The organism is Listeria sp. SHR_NRA_18 (assembly GCF_003856515.1).
Lineage (GTDB): Bacteria > Bacillota > Bacilli > Lactobacillales > Listeriaceae > Listeria_A > Listeria_A newyorkensis.
This window is the reverse complement of sequence record NZ_QPKR01000009.1, coordinates 13,117-34,235: the sequence shown is the minus strand read 5'-3', so window position 1 is coordinate 34,235 and position 21,119 is coordinate 13,117. Positions and strand designations below refer to the sequence as shown.

Sequence of the window (21,119 nt, the reverse complement as noted above, 5' to 3'; positions counted from 1 at the left end):
CGTCATGGGACTGTATTTGGAGTTTCCAGCGCTAGATAAGGATTTTCCGATGCGGAGTTTTACGAATGAGGGTGGCGTGATCGTGTATCCTCACTGGCACAAGGAGATTGAGCTGATTTACGTGATTGAGGGGCGGTTGAACCTTGGCGTGAATGATGTGCCGATTCAGATGGCAGAAGGCGAGATTTATGTGATTAATGGCGGCGATGTGCATTATTTTTTGGCATCGCCGAACAGTGAGCGGATTGTGCTGCAGTTTGACTTGAATGTTTTTCAGGAATTTTCGTTGACGGAGGACGAGGGCAAGCGGTTGCGCGATTTGTTTTTGCATGTGTCGCCGTCGAGTGCGGATTGGGACCCAGATGTGGCGCAGCAGGTTGCGGGACTTTTGCAGGTGATTCATCGGGAGAGTTCGCAGCGCAAGCCGGGGTATCGCTATGTTGTGAAGGCGAAATTGTACGAGATGCTGGCGGTTTTGGAGCGAGATGTGCCAAGGCTTGTGCGTGATTCTGCGGAGGACGCGACGAGTAAATCACAGGAAACGCTTGAAAAATTGCAGCAGATTTTCGCGTATGTGGAGGAGCATTATCAGGAAACTATTACGCTGCAACAGGTCGCGGATCATGTCGGGTTTAGTTCGTATTATTTCACGAAGCTGTTCAAGCGCAATATGGGGATTACGTTCATGACATTTGTAAACGATTACCGACTTAGTAAGGCGAAATGGATTTTGCTAAATGAGGAGACGCCGGTGACGGAAGTGGCTGAGCTGGCGGGCTTTAGTAGTGTGAAGACGTTTCATCATGCCTTTAAACGAGCGATGGGTGTGTCGCCGCTCAAATATAGGAGGACAATATTCGGGAATAAGTAAGCAATAAAGTAGGAAGAAAAACCTCGGTTTGTTTTGTATCATGGAGATAATAAAACAAATGGAGGTTTTTTGATGACTTTAAAAATTGGAATTATAGGTTGTGGCGGTATTGCAAACGGTAAACATATGCCGAGTTTGGCAAGTGTAGCAGAAGCAGAAATGGTCGCGTTTTGTGATATCGTAGTGGAACGTGCAGAGAAAGCGAAAGTGGATTTCGGGACACCGAATGCAAGCGTATACAAGGATTACAAGGAGTTATTGGCAGATAAAACGATCGATGTGATTCATGTTTGTACACCGAATATTTCACACGCGGAGATTTCGATTGCGGCGATGGAAGCTGGGAAACACGTGATGTGCGAGAAGCCAATGGCGAAATCAACGGCAGAAGCGCAAGCCATGATTGATGCGAGCGCGAAAACGGGGAAGAAATTGACGATTGGGTATCAAAATCGGTTCCGGAAAGATTCGCAATTTTTGCATGAGGTTTGTGCGAACAACGAATTGGGCGAGATTTATTATGCCAAGGCAAAAGCGATTCGTCGTCGCGCGGTTCCGACTTGGGGTGTGTTCTTGGATGAGGAGGCGCAAGGTGGTGGCCCGTTGATCGATATTGGGACGCATGCGCTTGATTTGACGCTTTGGATGATGGACAATTATAAGCCGAAATATGTGGTTGGAAACGCGTATCATAAGTTATCGCAACGCGCGAATGCGGCGAACGCGTGGGGACCTTGGGATCCATCGAAGTTTACCGTGGAGGACTCGGCGTTTGGTTTCATCACGATGGAAAATGGGGCGACGATTGTGCTTGAGTCGAGCTGGGCGCTGAATACGCTGGATGTTGGTGAGGCGAAGACATCGCTTTGCGGGACGGAAGGCGGCGCGGACATGGAGAACGGTTTGCGGATTAACGGTGAGTCGCATAGCCAAATGTACGAGACGGAAATTCAGATGGAAGCGGGCGGCGTTGATTTTTACGATGGTTCGGGTGATATTCCGGAAGAACTGGAAGCGCAGCAATGGATTGATAGTATTCTGAATGGGACAGATCCTGTTGTGAAACCGGAGCAGGCGCTTGTGGTGACGCAAATTTTAGAGGCGATTTATGAGTCGTCGCAAACAGGACAACCGGTATTTTTCCAATGACGACGCCGATCGCGATTCAGTTGTGGAGTGTGCAGGACGCGTGTCAGGAGGATTTTTTCGGGACGCTTAGGCACCTTGCTGAGATGGGCTACGATGGCGTGGAATTCGCGGGTTATTATGATAAGTCCGCGGCAGATTTGAAGGCAAAATTGGCGGAACTCGGACTTGGGATTGCGGGCTCGCATATTCCGTATGAACGGTTGCGCGATGAGTTGGACGCCGTGATTGCTTTTGAAAAAGAGCTTGGAAATGACTACCTCGTTTGTCCTTATGCAGATTTTGAGACGGAGGCAGAATGGATTGAATTCGCGAAATCGCTACGTGTGATTTCCGAGCAGATTCGTGACGCTGGGCTTCATTTCGTGTACCATAACCACGCGCATGAATTCGAAAAGCTGGGCAACGATTACATTTTGGACGTATTGTTAGCGGGTGTGCATGGCTTGGAAGTCGAGCTGGATACGTATTGGGTGCATCATGCGGGCGTTGACGTCGTGCCATATATGGAGCGTTGGGCGGACCGGATGCCGTTGATTCATTTAAAAGATATGAAACGCGCGCCAATCGAAAGTACGGAAATCGGCAACGGTGTATTGGCTGTGAGACGTTTCGCAGAACTCGCAGAACAAAACGGCGTAAAATGGTTCGTGATTGAGCAGGAAGCATTTGAAAAGGCGCCGCTTGTCAGTGTGGAAATTGGATTGAAGAATTTAAGAAAGATGGTGGGCAAATAATGACGAAGGTAACGGTTTGGAATGAATTTCGCCACGAAAAAGAGAGCGAAGAAGTTGCCGCGATTTATCCAGATGGCATTCACGGTCAAATTGCGAGCTTTTTAAAAACAGCAGGACTCGATGTCAAAACGGCGACGCTAGACGAGCCAGAACACGGCTTGACGGAGGCAGTTTTGGCAGATACAGATGTCCTAGTTTGGTGGGGACACATTGCGCATGACCAAGTGGACGAGGAAATCGTGAATCGCGTCCATAAGCGAATTTTGGAAGGCATGGGCTTGCTCGTATTGCACTCTGGGCACATGTCGAAAATTTTCATGAAATTGATGGGGACGAGCTGCGATTTAAAATGGCGTGAGGCGGACGAGAAAGAGCGGCTGTGGGTCGTGGCGCCGAATCACCCAATCACAGACGGCGTTCCAGAATATATTGACCTCGAAAAAGAGGAGATGTACGGCGAGCATTTCGATGTGCCAGCTCCAGAGGAATTGATTTTCATTAGTTGGTTCGAAGGCGGGCATGTGTTCCGCAGTGGGGCAACGTATAAGCGCGGTAACGGCAAGATTTTCTACTTCCAACCGGGCCACGAAACGTATCCAACCTACCATAACGAAGCGATTCAAAAAGTCATCACAAACGGCGTCAACTGGTGTGCCCCGACTTCTTGGGTGTACCCGAAATACGGTAACGCAGAACCATTAGAAAAGATCGGAGGAAAATAACATGAAATTAGGCGTATTTACACCACTATTTGCAAATTTAAGTTTGGACGAAATGCTCGATAAAGTAGCAGCAGCAGGGCTTGGCGCAGTCGAAATTGGCTCAGGCGGGAATCCTGGAAACCATCATTGCCCAACCGATGAATTACTCGCAAGCGAAGAAGCACGTTTGGCATACTTGAAGAAATTTGACGATCGCGGTTTGATGATTAGTGCGTTTAGTTGCCATGATAATCCGATTTCACCAGATCCAGAAGAAGCGCGCGCCGCCGACGAAATTTTGCGAAAAACGATTCGTTTGGCGTCGATGATGGGCGTACCAGTCGTGAATACGTTTTCAGGGACAGCGGGTGACAGTGACGAAGCGAAAGTTCCGAACTGGCCAGTAGCGCCTTGGCCAACGGTTTACAGCGATATCAAAAAATGGCAATGGGAAGAAAAACTAATCCCGTACTGGAAAGAAATTGGGCGCTTAGCAGAAGAATACGACGTAAAAATTGGCATCGAACTGCACGGCGGATTCCTCGTTCACACGCCACACACGCTCTTAGAACTACGCACAGCAACGAGCCCAGCAATCGGCGCGAACCTTGATCCAAGCCATCTCTGGTGGCAAGGCATCGATCCCGTCGGCGCCATCAAGATTCTCGGCAAAGAAGGCGCGATTCACCATTTCCACGCGAAAGACACGTACCTCGACCAAGACAACATCAACCGCTACGGCCTGCTCGATATGCAACCGTACGGCGATGTCCAAACACGTGCATGGACGTTCCGCTCAGTCGGTTGCGGGCACAGCGTGAAAGAATGGTCCGACATGATGAGTGCCCTGCGTACGTACGGCTATGACTACGTTGTCAGCATCGAGCACGAAGATCCACTGATGTCGATTGACGAAGGCTTCCAGCGCGCCGTGACCAATTTGCAAACGATTTTAATTAACGATGAACCGCTAGATATGTGGTGGGCATAATGAAAAATTTAGTTATCATAGGTTTTGGTGGCATGGGAACGTATCACGTCGAACTCGTTGGTGCAGCGAGCGGAATCACCGTGACAGGCGCCTACGACATCGCACCAGATCGCATGCAAGCAGCCACGGAAAAAGGCCTCGAAGCGTATCCGAGTTTTGAAGCCGTCCTTGCCGATGAAAAAGTAGACGCCGTCCTTATCGCGACACCAAACGACAGCCATAAGGATTTGGCAATAAAAGCACTAGAAGCTGGCAAAAACGTAGTCTGCGAAAAACCAGTCACGATAACGAGTGCCGATTTAGAAGCGATTCTTACCGTTGCCAAAAAAGAAAACCGAACATTCATGGTTCATCAAAACAGACGTTGGGACTCTGACTTCTTAATCATACGCGACATGGTTCAAAAAGAAGCCAAAATCGGCAATGTATTCCACGTCGAATCCCGCGTACAAGGCGCGAACGGCATCCCTGGCGATTGGCGCCACCTCAAAGCACAAGGCGGCGGCATGGTCCTCGATTGGGGCGTTCACTTACTCGACCAACTCCTATTCATGACCGACAGCAAAATCAAGACCGTGTCAGCGAGCTTGAGCTTCATTCTAGGCGATGAAGTCGATGATGGGTTCACAAGCTTCATCACCTTCGAAAACGGCGTCACAGCCCTCATCGAAGTTGGCACAACGAACTACGTGAAACTGCCACGCTGGTACGTCAAAGGCACAGAAGGCACCGCGGTCATTCAAGATTGGGATTTAAGCGGCGAAATCGTGGCCCCAGACCGCACCGTTGCAAAAGTAGAACCAAAACCAATCCAAGCAGGTCAAGGCCTCACAAAAACAATGGCACCACCATCCGAAGAATCCACAACACGAAGCCCCATCACGCCCGTCGCGCCAGACATGCCAGGATTCTACGACAATTTTGCAGCAGTCCTAAACGGCGAAGCAGAACCAATCGTCAAAAATGAAGAAGTCCACCGCGTTCTCCGTCTCATCGAAGCGATTTTCGAAGCAGGCGAGCAGAATAAAGTCGTCGATTTCCAAGAATAATCAGCAAGTAAAGACTCAATCACTTGCGAATATCCGCATAATATACTATACTTACCTTATTCAAAATCAGTACGCCCGATAAGGGGAGTAGCAGTATAGCAATGTCGTCAGTACGGGATAAAACCCCGGCATTGTTAGCAATTTTTGTCGATTGTTTGCGAGACCTTACGTTTATTCGTGAGGTCTTTTTCTTGCGCTTAAACGGCGAAGTAGCTCAGGCAAGTTGATGCGAACAATCTAGTCAAAACAGGAGGAAAACCATTGAAGAAACTACTTTTTTTCGTGATGTCGATGATGCTCGTTTTTTCACCACTGGGCACCGTGACATACAACACAATCATGCCGTCAAAATATGAACAAGTAAGTGAGGCACACGCAAAAGGCTACCGCTCACCAAGCCGATCTTACCGACCAAATAACAACCAAATCAAACGAAACAACAACAGCACGACAAACAAAGCAACAAACAACCAAGCGGCAAAAAAATCAAATCGTGGCTTCTGGGGCGGCCTAATGTTCGGTGGCTTAGCCGGTCTACTATTCGGTAGTATGCTCGGCAATATGGGCGCATTCGGCGATATTTTAGCCCTGATTATCAACGTTATCGCGATTATTGTCATCATCCGCCTATTAATCTATCTCTTCCAGAAATGGCGTAACCGCAATAATCCGAAGCCACAAGCGAACGTTTTCGATCACCAAGGAACGACAAACGCGACGCAAGAAACTGGGAATAGTAGCATCGTTCTTGACGAAGGAAACATTTCCAACGCGGTCATCCACTTCTTCACACACGAAAAAGGCCTACAACTAGAAGATGTAGAAGTTATTTTGACATACGACGACCAAAAAGGTTTCGGCGCAGATGTCATGAAAAACAACACACTCGTTCAGGCGTTAGATCATTTTTCACTGATTCAAGCCATCCGTTACTGGGCAACGAAAGAAGCCCATTTCGATCCAAACTGCGGCTTAGAATTACGATTCTCTGAAACAGAGGGAATTACTGCTATTGTCACTGAATAAACCAAGGAAGCGTCTTTTGTGGGCGCTTCTTTTCTATGTAGTAATGCTAACGGGAATATTGCAAAAATACCGCGAAGCAATGATTTGTACCTAGGTTTTTCCGCCCTTTTTGCCAATTTAAAAGTAAGCGCTTTCTAGGTCTATACGCGTGCGTTTGGATACAAAGTATGAAAAATGTAATATATAGTCTAAAAATTTCCCTTCAATTGTCTCATTTCGTATAATAAAAGAGAAGATATGAGGAGGGATTGCAATGTTGTTTGAGGATATGGAAAAGTACGATTATGAACAGGTTGTTTTTTGTCACGATAAGGCTTCGGGATTAAAAGCGATTATCGCGATTCATGATACGACGCTCGGCCCAGCGCTTGGTGGATGCCGGATGTGGCCTTATGAAACAGAGGAAGAGGCGCTTCAGGACGTTCTTCGCTTGGCTCGTGGCATGACATATAAAAATGCGGCTGCTGGACTTCACCTTGGCGGCGGGAAAACAGTTATTATTGGCGATCCGAAGAAGGATAAATCAGACGCGATGTTCCGGGCGCTAGGACGCTATGTGGAGCGGTTAAATGGAAGCTATATTATTGCAGAAGACGTTGGTATCACAGTGGCAGACATGGATTTAGTACATGAAGAAACGAAACACGTGACGGGAATCTCCGAGCGCTTCGGTTCATCTGGAAATCCGAGTCCGATGACGGCATTTGGTGTTTACAGCGCGATGAAACGCACAGCCTTAGAAGTTTTTGGAACAGATTCACTAGCCGATAAAACGATCGCGGTGCAAGGTGTTGGGAATGTGGCGTTTGCGCTGTGCCGGTTGTTGCATGAAGATGGTGCGAACCTTATTGTGACGGACATTAATACCGAGGCTGTCAATCGTGCTGTGACGCAGTTTGGAGCGAAAGCAGTGGCGCCCGCAGATATTTATGACGTCGAAGCGGATATTTTTGCCCCATGCGCACTTGGCGGAATTTTGAACGATGAAACGATTCCTAAGCTAAAAGTTGCGGCCGTTTGTGGTAGCGCTAACAATCAACTGTTGGATGCAACAAAGCACGGTGACCTGCTGGCAAGCGCAGGCATCCTTTACGCGCCAGATTACATTGTCAACGCTGGCGGAGTCATCAATATCGCCGACGAACTGAACACCTACAACGAAGCACGCGCCCAAAAGAAAATCGGTGAAATTTTCGATCAGATTGGAAAAGTATTTGACATCGCGAAAATGGAGCAAGTCACACCGGCAGAAGCAGCAAACCGCATGGTGGAAAATCGGATGGAAGCAGCCAAAACGAGCAAAATCAGCTAGGTCTATTATTTTTTAGAACCTTCCAAATATGGTATAGTAGAGGCAGTACATATCGATTTGGAGGGAAAAGGAATGAAGAAACCATTATCACTGTATTTTGTGCGTCACGGTCAAACGTATTTGAATAAATATGAGAAAATGCAAGGTTGGGCAGATTCACCATTAACTCCCGAGGGAACAGAAATTGTGAAGGCGAGCGGTCGAGGCTTTGCGGACACGGAGTTTGTGGCGGCTTACTCGAGTGATTTACACCGCACGATTGCAACAGCCGAACTTATTTTAAAAGAAAATAAACACGGCTTTGGTTTGACGCTAGAGCCACGCAGTGAATTCCGCGAGACCTTTTTTGGATCTTTTGAAGGCGATGCCAGTGGGATGACGTGGGATCTCGTTGCTAAAAAGATGGGATTTGCGTCGAAAGCGGAACTTTATGCCAAGGCCAATGTGCGCGAGACGATGAATGGTACGAAAGTCGCGGATCCGACACATGATGCAGAGGATTTTATGACGTTTTGGAATCGCGTCGAGCAAGGCTTCCTGCATGTCGTTAATGCACATCGGGAAACAGGCGGAAATGTGCTAATAGTGGCGCACGGCAACACGATTCGCAACATTGTCCACGAATTAGAACCAAGCGTGAAAGCCGACTTTGTTTTAGATAATGCGAGCGTCACGGTCTTAACCTACGAAAATGGCCTATTCAAAATTGAACGTTTGAACGATACATCTCATTTTATTGAAAATACGTAATGCAATTCAAAAAGCTAGCACTTACGCCGAAATGTAAGTGCTAGCTTTTTTTTGCAGTTTATCCAAAACTAATATTAATGATACCTAACGCGAGCATCCCTAATAAAATCAGCGACGTGACTGTAATATGCCAGGCTTTATACATCACGATAATCGCAATAAACTCCCGCATCAGCGCATTTGGCAAATAATAAAGCGCAGTTTTGGAGCTAATGCCCTGACTTTTTAGTCCAGCTTTTCGTGCATACAGGCTAGCCCGAAATAGGTGGAAATTATTCGTGACGAAAATGCTGCGGTATTTCGGTTTTAAATCATCCATCAACGTTTTCGAAAAGCGCATATTTTGCAACGTATTGACAGACAAATCTTCCATTAGAATATGATCTTCCGGAATCCCTTTATCCAGAAGGTAATTTTTCATCGCGAAAGCTTCGGATACGAGCTCGTTAGGACCTTGGCCGCCAGAAACAATGATCTGTGGCGCAAATTTCTTCGCCGCCTGTTTATAATAAAAAACAATGGCTCGGTCTAACCGGCTGGCAAGCAGTGGAGGGACTCTGGTTCCATCGATCAAGCCGCTTCCCAGTACAATAATGAAATCCTGCTTTAAGCGCGGACGATTGTACTGATAAATATAAGAAGAAAGCAGGAAACTGATGAGTAGGAATGAAAAATAACCTAAAATCAAGAATAGTGCGGTAAAAAAGATGCTTAACCAAACCGAGTCAAAAATTGTGATTTGTAAAATGATTAAAACGATGAGTGCAAGAATCATGATTCCAACAAATAACGTGAGCAAGTTCGGTATTTTTCGACCTTCGCGTTTTACCATGAGCCGCCCATTATACACTAATCCAATGCCCAAACCGATAATGAGAAAAGGCGAAAGTGCCAGAATCAAGAAGAATACACCGATGACGATAAGCGCGATAAGATTGCTATCCGTCGACATTAAACCGTAGGCCACAGCAAGGATGGTGAAAAATAACGCGAATGTGAGAAAAATCCCGTTGCTCACTCTCCGTTTGTCAATAATGAATAGAATCAAAAATAAAAGAATAAAAAATCCTGCGATATAAGCTAGTACCATAATTATAACCTCTTTTCTATATCTCCAACTCTAGTATACTGGGTATGCTTTCAGAAAGGCAAGTCCATTTTTTTGTAGTTGATCAATTTAGCAATATTAACGGGGGAATTGCTCCATTTATGCCGAATTTGTGAACAATTAGCCAATTGGATTGAGTTCCAGTACCTTTTATGATAGATTTAGACTATAAAAGAGAGCGAGGGAATTTTTATATGAAAATGAAAAAGCTTACATTGTTAGTTTTAACGTTAGTTATGGGACTAGTCCTAGTGGCGTGTGGGAGTACACCACAGGAAAAATTCACGAAAAGCGTGGAAAAAACATCGGAACCTGCGGATCAATCGACATCCACAATCGGATTTAAGATTGATGAATTGCCGGCTACTTTAAAAGCAGACCAAAGCGCGGCGATGTTAGAAGGTTTATCTGTCAAAATGACGGTTGCCAATGATCAAAAAGCACAAAAATCTGCGGCGACAATTGCAGTCAAGACGGCAGGATTAGTCAATATCGATGCGACGCTTGATTTATTAGTAGATTTGAAAGCCGAAAAAGTATACTTCCCATTAAGCGATTTATACGATGATAAAGGCAATTTAACCACATTACTTGACCAATTAACAAGCGGCATGTTCTCACAAATTAAGGAAGATAATCCAGATTTAGCAACGAAATACGTGGAGCTGACAGAAGTCGCGAAAGATTTAACGGACGAAAAAGCGAAAAAAGAAGCCGCAAACACGAAAGATGTCGAGAAAGCAACGAAAGATTTGAACAAAAAAGTAACCAAAACTGTCACGGATTATTTCAATAGCTTACCAGAGGATCGTTTCAAAGAGGGCGATGATGGCGAGTTAACTGTGAAATTAACAAAAACAGATATTACGAAATTAGCGAATCAATTAGTGAAATTAGCTGATGACAAAGATGTGAAAGCGGATTTGAAAGTCATCGTGACATCACAAGGCGTTTCAGAGGAAGACTTTGATAAGCAATATGAATCAGCTGTGAAATCAGTCAAAGATGCCATTAAAGATTTAGAAGATGAGAAAAACGCGAAGATTACGATCGACGCGACAATCAAACCTGGCAAAGACGACTCGATTGAAAACATGACGATGAAAGTGAAGCTTACTGATACCAAAGACAAGGACAAACCTGAATCAATGGCCTTTACTATCACGATGAAAACAACAGATTCAGCAAAACTTCCAAAATTCCCAGTAGCATCTGATGTGATTTCTACGACGGAATTACAAAAGATTATTGAGGAAGCAACATCTAGTTACTATGAGTCGTTATATGGCGATGCTTTAACAGGTACGGATACAGACGAAGTACAATAAATAGCATAAAAAACGAGATGTCCTAAAAACTGGGCATCTCGTTTTTTATGCAAGAAAATAATGTTAAGTGCAGGTTATCAAATATTTTTCAGGGGATAGCCAAAATTTGGACTTTGTTTAGAACATACTTAGCGAGTATTGCTGACCAGTCCTATTTTTTATGGTATGATATGTACAGAAAATGATAAAAAAGGTGAAGCGATGAATTATAAAATAGAAACAACAAATGAATCAATCACGCGTGAATTAGCGAAGAAAATTGGCACCAAACTGCAATCTGGCGATGTTCTTTTGCTAGAAGGGGACCTCGGAGCGGGGAAAACCACGTTTACAAAAGGACTCGCGGAAGGTCTGGAGATACCGCAAATGGTCAAGAGCCCGACGTTTACCATTGTTCGTGAATATACAAAAGGACGCTTGCCGCTTTACCATATGGATGTTTACCGGTTGGAAGATGCGGAAGATGATCTCGGACTGGATGAATATTTCCAAGGGAATGGTGTTTCCGTTGTGGAATGGGCCCACTTTATCGAACGGGATCTTCCGGATAAATATATACGCATCACCTTGAAGCATGTCGCAGAAAACGAGCGTACGCTTGAAATAGAGCCAGTTGGAGCACGATACGAAGCACTTTGTTCGGAGGTTTTTGGAGAATGATAATACTTGGGATAGATACGTCGAATGATACACTGGGCGTTAGCATATGGCGCGACGGCAAGGTAATAGGAGAATTCGTCACCAATTTGAAAAAAAATCACAGCGTTCGATTATTGCCGGCAATCGCGGAGTTAATGAAGGAATGCGATGTGACACCGCAAGCGTTGACGAAAATCGCGATCGCGGAAGGACCGGGTTCCTATACAGGCCTTCGAATCGGCGTGACAGTCGCAAAAACGATGGCTTGGGACTTACAAATTCCGCTCGTTGGTGTTTCAAGTCTAGTCCTGATGGCGCAAAATGGGCGCTTTTTTGATGGGCTGATTATACCAATCATGGATGCGCGTCGTGGCAATGTGTACGCGGGCATTTACAAAAAAGAAGCAGCAGGACTCGCGACACTAAAACCGGATCAGCATGTTAGTTTTGAGGATTTACTGGCGGGTCTGGACGCGAAATCGGATGTGCTTTTCATCGGGGACGGCGCAGTACATTTTCAAGAAGAAATCGCAGGACAACTCGGAGCGCGTGCAACGATTGCTGAGGCAGCACTTTGCTATCCACGACCCGCTTTTCTTGGCGAATTAGCGCAACATAAAGACGGCGTTCCAGCGCATTCTTTTGTCCCAACTTACCTGAAACTCGCGGAAGCAGAAAGCAAGTGGCTCGAGGCGAACAAACATGACTGAGGTTACTTTTCGCCAAGCTACCGTTGCCGATGTCAAAAGCCTACTCCGCATCGAAAACGCCGTATTCAGCTCTCCATGGACCGAGAAAGCGTTTCGAAATGAGTTTTACACGAATCAGTATGCGCACTATATTGTCGCGGAGCAGGAGGAGGCGATTATCGGATATGCCGGTGTCTGGATGATTTTGGATGAAGGGCATATTACCAATGTCGCAATCCATCCCGATCAACAAGGAAACGGCTACGGTCGGGCGCTACTGGCAGAACTAATCCACATCGCCCAAGAAAATAACGTGACAAAAATAACACTTGAAGTTCGCATATCAAACACAAAAGCACAACAACTATATCAAAAATTTGGATTCAAAAATGGCGCGATTCGGAAAAAATACTATCCGGATAATCAAGAAGACGCGCTAGTTATGTGGGTGGAATTATGACAAAAGATATCTTAATACTCGGCATCGAATCAAGTTGTGATGAAACCGCAGCATCCGTCGTCAAAAACGGTACAGAAATGCTGTCGAACGTCATCGCATCACAAATCGAGAGCCACAAACGCTTTGGCGGCGTTGTTCCAGAAATCGCTTCCCGTCATCATGTCGAACAAATCACAATTGTATTAGAAGAAGCATTAACCCAGGCAGGCGTCACGATGAAGGATATCGATGCCATTGCTGTTACAGAAGGACCAGGACTCGTAGGCGCACTCCTCATTGGCGTCAACGCAGCCAAAACATTGGCGTTCATTCACAATAAACCACTCATAGGCGTTCACCACATCGCAGGCCACATCTACGCGAACCGCTTCGAAACCGACATGACATTCCCGCTCCTATCCCTCGTCGTGAGCGGCGGACATACCGAACTCGTCGTCATGCACGAGCACGGCAAATTCGAAATCATCGGCGAAACACGAGATGACGCAGCAGGTGAAGCATACGACAAAGTAGCGCGAACACTCGGTTTAACCTATCCAGGCGGCGTCCAAATCGACCGTTTAGCAGCAACCGGAGAAGACACATTCCATTTTCCGCGCGCAATGATGAACGAAACCGATTACGACTTTAGTTTTAGCGGACTGAAATCTTCCTTCATCAACACCGTCCACAACCTACGTCAAAAAGAAATGCCAATCAATGAAGCCGATTTAGCCGCGAGTTTCCAAGCAAGCGTTGTCGATGTCCTCGTGGCAAAAACAATCCGCGCGGCAAAAGAATTCAACGTGACGCAACTCCTTCTAGCAGGTGGCGTTGCAGCGAATCAAGGCCTCCGAGAACGCCTCATCAAGGAAACCGCAAAAGAAATTCCGGATGTCCAGCTCATCATCCCGCCACTGTCTCTATGCGGCGACAACGCAGCGATGATTGCAGCAGCTGGAACCGTCCTATTTGAAAAAGGAATCTACGGCGATTTAACGATGAACGCAAGTCCCGGCCTACTTTTTGAAGATACGTATTAAGCGAAAACGAGTCTCATTCTGCCCTTTTAAAATAGGAATAGAATGAGACTCGTCTTTTGGTTGGAATGGTGGTATAATACGTCCATGTTGTATAGCGTTTAAGAGGAGGATACATATGGAAAGAAAAGATAAAATTAGGATTGGTCTGGCGATTGGGACGCTCGGCATTGTCTATGGAGACATCGGGACATCACCTCTATACGTTATGAAGTCGATTGTCGCGAGTAATGGCGGGCTAAATCACGTATCGGAGGACTATATTATCGGCTCCTTATCGCTCATTTTTTGGACGCTAACGTTGCTTACGACAATCAAATACGTCATCATTGCGTTGCGAGCAGATAATCACGGCGAGGGTGGTATATTTTCACTATACGCCTTGGTCAGGAAACGCGGTAAATGGCTCGTTATTCCCGCGATGATCGGTGGGGCAGCCCTACTCGCAGACGGCGTCTTGACACCAGCCGTCACCGTAACATCCGCGATTGAAGGATTAGAAGAAATTCCAGCCTTTGACGCACTATTCACTGGAAACACCACACTTATTATCACAATTGTTATCGTTATTCTTAGCGGTATTTTCTTTATGCAACGCTACGGAACCATGTTTATCGGGCGTATTTTCGGCCCAACGATGTTTCTCTGGTTTTCCATTTTAGGCGTGTTAGGCATTATCAATATTTTGGGCGACTTATCCATTTTCCGAGCATTTTCGCCATATTATGCCGTAGAATTACTTTTCAGCGATCAAAATAAAGCCGGCTTCCTCATCCTTGGTAGCGTATTCCTAGCCACGACAGGAGCCGAAGCCTTATATTCCGATTTAGGACACGTCGGCCGTAAAAACATCTACATCACATGGCCATTCGTCAAAGTATGCCTACTACTCAACTATTTCGGACAGGGCGCTTGGATTATCTCACTTAAAAATGCCGATGACCCATTCGTGAATCCATTTTTCCAAAGTATGCCAGAATCGTTCATCATGTACGGCGTATTAATCGCGACCCTGGCTGCTATCATCGCCTCACAATCCCTGATAACAGGGGCTTACACGCTCGTTTCTGAAGCCATCGCACTGAATTTATTACCGCGCCTAAGCATCCGTTATCCATCTGAGACGAAAGGACAAGTCTACATTCCAACAGTCACAACGGTTCTCTGGCTTGCCTGCGTAGGAGTCGTGCTCTATTTCCAAGACTCGACCCACATGGAAGCAGCGTACGGCCTATCCATCACCGTCACGATGCTGATGACGACGGTACTCCTTTTCCAATTCTTATTACGAAAAGGGTTCTCGAAACTCGTCACGACAGCGATTCTTATGACATTTGGCGTTCTCGAATTCGCCTTTTTCATCTCAAGCGCCGCGAAATTCATGCACGGAGGCTTTGTCGCCGTTGTCATGGCCGTTGCCATCATGGCGCTCATGTACATCTGGTTCAGCGGTTACCAACTAAAAACGAAACTAGTGAAAAACGTTTCCCTGAAAAAATTCGTACCGATGCTTGCCAAATTAAAAGTCGATACAGCCTATCCAAAATTTGCGCATAATCTGGTTTACCTGACGAGTAGCCGTAACCCATATCGCGTCGAACATGAAGTCATGGCTTCGATTCTCGATAAACGTCCCAAGCGCGCCGATGTCTATTGGTTCGTGAACGTTCAAGTGGTCGATGGGCCTTACGCCGCGTATTATACGGTCGAAAGTTTTGACAGTGATTTCGTGGTTCGCGTGCAATTGAAACTAGGTTTTCGCGTCGAGCAAGATATCAACGTGTTCCTCCAACAAATCGCGAAAGACCTCATTTCCAAAGGCGCACTCGACCAGCAAAAACGGAAATATACAGCGAAGAACGGCCGAACACTCGGCGATTTCTGCTTCGTTATCGTAAAAGACGAGCTGAGCACCGAGGCCGATCTAACGAATTGGCAACGCGTCATCATGCGGAGTAAACTGTTCATCAAGCGATTCACCACCTCACCAGAAAATTGGTTTGGCCTAGAGTACAGCGACGTTCAAATAGAAAATGTCCCACTATACCTCTCCAAGAAAAAAGTCGTGAAAATTCGCGAGTGGAGTTAAAAAACGGGGTTGGGACATAACTCCAAACAAGATAAAATCGCCTTACCCTTCATTTTTGGGTAAGACGAAAATATTGCTTTACACAAATCGAGCGAAAGCGTTTGTATTCAGGGGATTTGGTGGAAGCCGGAAGCGGAGCATACTGGTGTATGTGATGACTGAAAGCAGGGAGAGGGTAGTTTCCTCGACCATGCAAGAAGTTAAGCGTAGCAAGTATTGCGTAGCAGAACCGGAAGTCCGCCAAATCCCCTGAATGCGAGCGCTTGTCGCCGATTTATTTGGCTTATGCACCAGACACGTTTTTTGTTATTCTTCCAGTTCCTCACTCAAAATCGTCCATTCCTCCATCAAATTCTCACTCGATTGTTTCAGAAGGTCTAGCTGCTCCGTCCGTTCATAAGCAGCTTCATGATTTTGATAAACCGCCGGATCTAACAATTCCTGCTCAATCTCACTAATTTTGAGGTCCGTTTCTTCCATCCGTGTCTCGATTTCATCCAATTTCCGCTTCTTCTGACGCATCACTTTTTGCTGTTCCTTATCCAAATGATACGCCTGTTTATTCGTTGCTAACTGCTTCTCCTCAGGATTCGTCTGTTGTTTTTGCAACGCATCAAGTCGTGCATGTTCTCTTTGCTCCGCGATTTTATCCTGATAGTAATCATAATCGCCGAGGTAAACCTGCGCGCGCGTCGGGTGCATTTCGACAATTTTCGAGGCAATTCGATTGATAAAATACCGATCATGCGACACAAACAAAATCGTCCCTTCAAAATCAATCAACGCAGCCTCGAGAACTTCCTTGCTCTCAATATCCAAATGGTTTGTCGGCTCATCCAGAATCAGTAAATTAGCGCCAATCAACGTCAATTTCGCGAGGGCAACACGCGCTTTTTCGCCACCACTAAGCGTATTGACCACCTTCAAAACATCATCATCAGAAAATAAAAAATTCCCTAGCGTCGTGCGAATCGCTTGTTCATTCAGATCAGGATAATCATCCCAAAGCTCATGCAAAATCGATTTATTGGAATCCAGTTTCGCCTGTTCTTGATCATAATAACCAATCTGAACGTTGGTACCAAAGCGATATTCACCAGAAAGCGCCGGAATGTCCCCAATCAATGTTTTTAGCAACGTGGATTTCCCGATCCCGTTTGGCCCAACAAGCGCAATACTTTCATGCCGCTTCATATCGAAAGTCAGCTTTTCCGAAACCCGTTTATCGACCGCATAACCAATCGCCAAATCCTCCACGAAAAGCACATCCTTGCCACTAGAACGGTCAAATTGGAAACCAAAATGCGCCGTCTTTTCACTGCCTTGCGGACGGTCCAACCGATCTAATTTCTCCAACTGTTTTCGGCGACTCTGCGCCCGTTTCGTCGTCGAAGCCCGAACGATATTCCGCGCCACAAAGTCCTCCAATTTTGCGATTTTCTCCTGTTGTTTATCGAATTCCTTCCATTGCTGCTCCAATTTTGCCTGCTTCTGAACGAGGTAACGCGAATAATTCCCAACGTAGCGATCAATCTGCGTGCGGCTAATCTCATACACTTGATTCACCACTTTATCCAAGAAATACCGGTCATGCGAAACGATGAGTAGCGCGCCTTTGTAATTCTGCAAATAGGACTCAAGCCAAGAAAGCGTCGCGATGTCCAGATGGTTTGTCGGCTCATCGAGAATCAGAATATCATGTCGCGCCAGAAGTAGTTTTGCCAAAGCAAGCCGCGTTTTTTGACCACCACTAAGCGACGCAATCAGTTTCTCATAATCCGCCTCGAAAAAACGCAAACCGTGCAAGACCGAGCGAATATCCGCCTCATATTGGTATCCACCTTGTTCCTTAAACGCGTGCTGCAACGAATCGTATTCCTTCATTGTTTGCTCGTACTGCACCTTGTTCTCATAAATCGCAGGGTCGCCAAGCCGTTCCTCAAGCGCGCGTAAATCTTGCTCCATAGCCCGAAGCCCTGTGAAAACATCCAGCATTTCATTCCAAATCGTTTTCGAAGACTCAAGGCCAGTATTTTGCGCCAAATAACCAATTTGGACATGCTTCGGCTTTGAAATCGTGCCGCCATCATAACTAATCTGCCCAGCAATAATTTTCAAAAGCGTCGATTTCCCCGCACCATTCCGACCAACCAGCGCAATCCGATCATTCGTCTGCACTTCTAATTTTATATTTTCTAATATCGTTTCAGCGCCAAAATTTTTGACAATCTGTTGTACTTGTAAAAGTATCATTTTTAAATTCTCCTTCATCTCAAAATCCGTCTCTTCTTAGTTTATCGCAAAGCAAGGAGAGAAGCAATGTCTTGAGAAAGGAAACGCTTACGATAATAGAATTCACAAACTCAATCTTGTGAAATAACTAGCAATATAACATCTTTTGCTGTATAATGGAATCCAACAAGCGTTGTAACAAAATAGTAACATATCATTTGAGCAAAAACATTGTGAAATCTATGTGAAATGTTTATAGTGAATAAGCAAGCATGTGAAATGAACAACGATACGAATTAGCGCAATCGTTTTTGTTATATCTCCATGTTTAGTAGCACAAGGATGGCGTGCGAAAGCCACCGTCCACTTACAAATCAAAAGGAAGAAGGGAAACAAACATGATCGAGGAAACGGGCAAGATTCCACAAGCCACAGCAAAGCGTTTGCCGCTTTACCACCGCTATTTAAAGTATTTGCATGAGTCAGGAAAAGAACGCGTATCATCCGCAGAATTAAGCGAGGCTGTGAAAGTTGATTCAGCAACGATTCGTCGCGATTTCTCCTATTTTGGAGCACTTGGCAAGAAAGGTTACGGCTATAATGTGTCCTATATTTTGGACTTCTTTAGCAAGACGCTGAGCCAAGACAAGCAAACGAACGTAGCCATTATCGGTGTCGGTAATTTGGGGACCGCACTATTACACTACAATTTCATGAAAAATAATAATATAAAAATTGTCGCGGCGTTTGACGTCGATGCAAACAAAGTTGGAACGGTGCAACAAGACATTCCAATTTTCCACTTAAACGATATGCAAGATTTGCTGAAGGAGAACAAAGTCGAAGTCGTTATTTTAACCGTGCCATCCGATGAAGCACAAACAACCGTAGATCGCTTGCTAGAAGCCGATGTGAAAGGCATTCTGAACTTTACACCAGCACGTATCAGCGTACCAAAACACGTGCGCGTGCATCACATCGATCTAACAACCGAACTACAAACACTGATTTACTTCCTAGAAAACTATCCAAACAAATAATAACCGAAGAGCCAGACGCGATGTTTGGCTCTTTTTGGCGAGGAGGAAAGCCACTATGCTTAAAAAAATTGTCACGTGGGCACAGCACCAAAATCAAGTCTGTGCGCTCGTACTAGAAGGTTCGCTCGCGAAAAAGCAAGACGTAGATGCCCTATCAGACTTAGACATCAACGTCTGGTTCACCGGAGAAGTTCCGTTCGGAAAAACAGTAGAATGGCTCGCAGAAATCGGCGATGTACTTATCGAAAACCAGCTACATATGGACACACCAGCCGGTGAAATCGCAACCCAGCTCGTCATCTTCCAAAACGGCATCAAGGTCGATTTTTCCTTCTGGCCGATCACCTATCTAGATAATCCTTTCCCGTACTATGAAAAAATGGAAATACTACTAGATAAAGGCGCATACACCCAGCAAATCAAGCGATGCGTCCGTGAAAAAACGAAACTCGCGATGGAAAAGGCTGATTTCAACCAAATCGTGAACGAGTTCTGGTTCGAGTTACATTACGTTGCAAAATTTCTCAAACGCAAAGAAATCTGGTTTGTGCAAGACATCCAAGCAGGCATCCGCGCGAATTATCTTTTACCAATGTTAGAAGAACAAGCCCGCATCACCGAGCGAAATCCATCTTTTTCAGGTCGCAAAATGGAAACTTGGCTCGATCCCGTGTATTTCAACCGCTTACCATCGATTTTTGCCGACTATTCATTGGAAGCAAACTGGCAAGCCATGTGGGAAGAAATCTCGATATTTGAAGAAGTCACCGATTTTATCAGGAAACACTACCAATTCGAGCTCCCAACAGCTAAAATAGAAGGAATGAAGCACTTATTACGCGGCATACAGGAGGGATAATTTTGTTCACAAAAGCAGAAATAACGCAAATACGGCTACACAAATTAGGAATGGACGAACCGTTCGCCGATTCAACAACATTCATGAACCAAGCAATCGCCCTGCAATCGCAAAACCACCAACCAGCACTCGTGAATTTTTTACAACACGTAGACATGCGTTGGCGCGACGCAGAACAGTTTTTCGAAGACGCGCAAGTCATAAAAATCTGGGCCAACCGATTAACACTCCACACTTTTTTAGCAGCAGATTGGGAAATGGTGTTCCGCGTTTTTGGCACACGGACGAACATCGTACACCGACTTTGTAAAAAAGAAGGCATTGATTTGGAAGCAATTTTGGCGGAAATAGACAAGCTTGGAAGAGGGCAAGAAGTGGTGAGTCGCAAGGAACTGGAAGCGATTATTGGCGATTATTCCGCGCAGGTCAGATCCGCAATCATTGCCCAAGCCGCGATACGAGGCATTTTATATTTGCTACCATCGAGCGATACGATTAGAAATTACAGTCACCGCATGCGATTAGGCAATTATAAAAAGTGGACGAGCGACCCTGAGAAAGATATCGAGGCACTGATGACATTGATACGTCGCTATTTAGCAGGATACGGCCCCGCAACTTGGGACGATTTCAGGCATTGGAGTGGTTTGAACATCGGCGAAATAAAGCCAGCAATAACAAGATTGGCAACAGAACTCGACACATTCACGCTAGAAGGCCAAACCTATCACGCACTAAAAGGCGAAAAAACCGTACCAGCATCCGAAAAAGTATTTTTATCAGGAAAATTCGACCAATCCGTAATCGCCTACAAAGACCCAACATGGATCATGACCGAAGCCCAGCGAAAATCAGCTTGGACAGTAAATGGTCACTGCTCGGCGATTATCGTAGCAGAAAACCGCGCCATCGGATTATGGAAATACGAATGGAAAAAAGAAACCCTACAATTCACCATTACCTATTTTGAAAAAGCCTGTCTCGAGACGGAAATCAAGCAAGAATTGGAACATTTTGCATCACGCTTAGAAAAACAAGCCACTGAAATTCAATATGAAGGCATATAAAAAGAG

Annotated in this window: 20 protein-coding genes; 18 read left to right on the top strand and 2 right to left on the bottom strand. The window is 45.5% G+C overall.

Going from position 1 to position 21,119, the window contains the following annotated elements; translation table 11 throughout:
- Positions 1–4: 4 nt before the first annotated feature.
- The 9 genes from DUK53_RS13140 (at position 5) to DUK53_RS13100 (ending at position 8,583) form a co-directional block, all read left to right on the top strand.
- The gene (locus DUK53_RS13140) at positions 5–871 is read left to right on the top strand and encodes an AraC family transcriptional regulator (protein WP_036133725.1); all 867 of its coding nucleotides are present in this window, start codon (positions 5–7) and stop codon (positions 869–871) included.
- Between the two features lie 72 nt (positions 872–943).
- Positions 944–2,020 (top strand): Gfo/Idh/MocA family protein, encoded by a 1,077-nt coding sequence (locus DUK53_RS13135; RefSeq protein ID WP_036133728.1) that lies wholly within the window; start codon positions 944–946, stop codon positions 2,018–2,020.
- On the top strand, positions 2,017–2,754 hold the full coding sequence (locus DUK53_RS13130) for a sugar phosphate isomerase/epimerase family protein (protein ID WP_036133732.1): 738 nt from the start codon (positions 2,017–2,019) through the stop codon (positions 2,752–2,754). Before DUK53_RS13135 ends, DUK53_RS13130 begins: the two co-directional genes overlap by 4 nt.
- Positions 2,754–3,476: a ThuA domain-containing protein gene (locus tag DUK53_RS13125; protein WP_036133734.1), complete on the top strand. Its 723-nt coding sequence runs from the start codon at positions 2,754–2,756 to the stop codon at positions 3,474–3,476. The genes DUK53_RS13130 and DUK53_RS13125 overlap by 1 nt, the downstream gene beginning before the upstream one ends.
- 1 nt (position 3,477) lies before the next feature.
- The gene (locus DUK53_RS13120) at positions 3,478–4,446 is read left to right on the top strand and encodes a sugar phosphate isomerase/epimerase family protein (RefSeq protein ID WP_036133737.1); all 969 of its coding nucleotides are present in this window, start codon (positions 3,478–3,480) and stop codon (positions 4,444–4,446) included.
- Positions 4,446–5,495 (top strand): Gfo/Idh/MocA family protein, encoded by a 1,050-nt coding sequence (locus DUK53_RS13115; protein ID WP_036133740.1) that lies wholly within the window; start codon positions 4,446–4,448, stop codon positions 5,493–5,495. Before DUK53_RS13120 ends, DUK53_RS13115 begins: the two co-directional genes overlap by 1 nt.
- Positions 5,496–5,756: 261 nt before the next feature.
- Entirely contained in the window at positions 5,757–6,521 is a 765-nt protein-coding gene (locus DUK53_RS13110; protein ID WP_036133743.1) for a DUF2653 family protein, read from the top strand.
- A gap of 253 nt (positions 6,522–6,774) precedes the next feature.
- Positions 6,775–7,833 carry a Glu/Leu/Phe/Val dehydrogenase dimerization domain-containing protein gene (locus DUK53_RS13105; protein WP_036133745.1) on the top strand — a complete coding sequence of 353 codons (1,059 nt, stop codon included), beginning with the start codon at positions 6,775–6,777 and terminating at the stop codon, positions 7,831–7,833.
- Between the two features lie 72 nt (positions 7,834–7,905).
- A complete protein-coding gene (locus DUK53_RS13100; RefSeq protein WP_036133748.1) occupies positions 7,906–8,583 on the top strand; it encodes a histidine phosphatase family protein in 678 nt (225 codons plus the stop codon).
- Positions 8,584–8,641: 58 nt separating this feature from the next.
- Here DUK53_RS13100 and DUK53_RS13095 read toward each other — a convergent pair whose 3' ends face one another.
- A complete protein-coding gene (locus DUK53_RS13095; protein ID WP_036133751.1) occupies positions 8,642–9,673 on the bottom strand; it encodes a YdcF family protein in 1,032 nt (343 codons plus the stop codon).
- A gap of 212 nt (positions 9,674–9,885) precedes the next feature.
- Between DUK53_RS13095 and DUK53_RS13090 the strand changes: the two genes are divergently transcribed.
- The 6 genes from DUK53_RS13090 to DUK53_RS13065 all read left to right on the top strand — a co-directional run bounded on the left by DUK53_RS13090 (position 9,886) and on the right by DUK53_RS13065 (position 15,915).
- On the top strand, positions 9,886–11,019 hold the full coding sequence (locus tag DUK53_RS13090) for an Lmo2079 family surface lipoprotein (protein WP_052165100.1): 1,134 nt from the start codon (positions 9,886–9,888) through the stop codon (positions 11,017–11,019).
- Positions 11,020–11,220: 201 nt separating this feature from the next.
- Entirely contained in the window at positions 11,221–11,679 is a 459-nt protein-coding gene (tsaE, locus tag DUK53_RS13085; protein WP_036094931.1) for a tRNA (adenosine(37)-N6)-threonylcarbamoyltransferase complex ATPase subunit type 1 TsaE, read from the top strand.
- Entirely contained in the window at positions 11,679–12,368 is a 690-nt protein-coding gene (gene tsaB, locus DUK53_RS13080; RefSeq protein WP_236637308.1) for a tRNA (adenosine(37)-N6)-threonylcarbamoyltransferase complex dimerization subunit type 1 TsaB, read from the top strand. The genes tsaE and tsaB overlap by 1 nt, the downstream gene beginning before the upstream one ends.
- The gene (gene rimI, locus DUK53_RS13075) at positions 12,361–12,807 is read left to right on the top strand and encodes a ribosomal protein S18-alanine N-acetyltransferase (RefSeq protein ID WP_036133757.1); all 447 of its coding nucleotides are present in this window, start codon (positions 12,361–12,363) and stop codon (positions 12,805–12,807) included. Before tsaB ends, rimI begins: the two co-directional genes overlap by 8 nt.
- Positions 12,804–13,829: a tRNA (adenosine(37)-N6)-threonylcarbamoyltransferase complex transferase subunit TsaD gene (gene tsaD, locus DUK53_RS13070; RefSeq protein WP_036133760.1), complete on the top strand. Its 1,026-nt coding sequence runs from the start codon at positions 12,804–12,806 to the stop codon at positions 13,827–13,829. The genes rimI and tsaD overlap by 4 nt, the downstream gene beginning before the upstream one ends.
- A gap of 115 nt (positions 13,830–13,944) precedes the next feature.
- Positions 13,945–15,915 (top strand): KUP/HAK/KT family potassium transporter, encoded by a 1,971-nt coding sequence (locus DUK53_RS13065; protein WP_036094939.1) that lies wholly within the window; start codon positions 13,945–13,947, stop codon positions 15,913–15,915.
- Between the two features lie 306 nt (positions 15,916–16,221).
- Here the strand turns inward: DUK53_RS13065 and DUK53_RS13060 are convergent, their stop codons facing one another.
- Entirely contained in the window at positions 16,222–18,168 is a 1,947-nt protein-coding gene (locus tag DUK53_RS13060) for an ABC-F family ATP-binding cassette domain-containing protein (protein ID WP_036133763.1), read from the bottom strand.
- A gap of 377 nt (positions 18,169–18,545) precedes the next feature.
- Between DUK53_RS13060 and DUK53_RS13055 the strand changes: the two genes are divergently transcribed.
- From DUK53_RS13055 to DUK53_RS13045, 3 genes are read left to right on the top strand one after another with little or no spacing between them, the layout of a single operon-like run.
- Positions 18,546–19,187 (top strand): redox-sensing transcriptional repressor Rex, encoded by a 642-nt coding sequence (locus DUK53_RS13055; protein ID WP_036094942.1) that lies wholly within the window; start codon positions 18,546–18,548, stop codon positions 19,185–19,187.
- A gap of 34 nt (positions 19,188–19,221) precedes the next feature.
- Entirely contained in the window at positions 19,222–20,046 is an 825-nt protein-coding gene (locus DUK53_RS13050; protein WP_255410901.1) for an aminoglycoside 6-adenylyltransferase, read from the top strand.
- A gap of 2 nt (positions 20,047–20,048) precedes the next feature.
- Positions 20,049–21,113, top strand: coding sequence for a DNA glycosylase AlkZ-like family protein (locus DUK53_RS13045; RefSeq protein WP_036133769.1), 1,065 nt, complete (start codon positions 20,049–20,051; stop codon positions 21,111–21,113).
- Positions 21,114–21,119 lie beyond the last annotated feature (6 nt).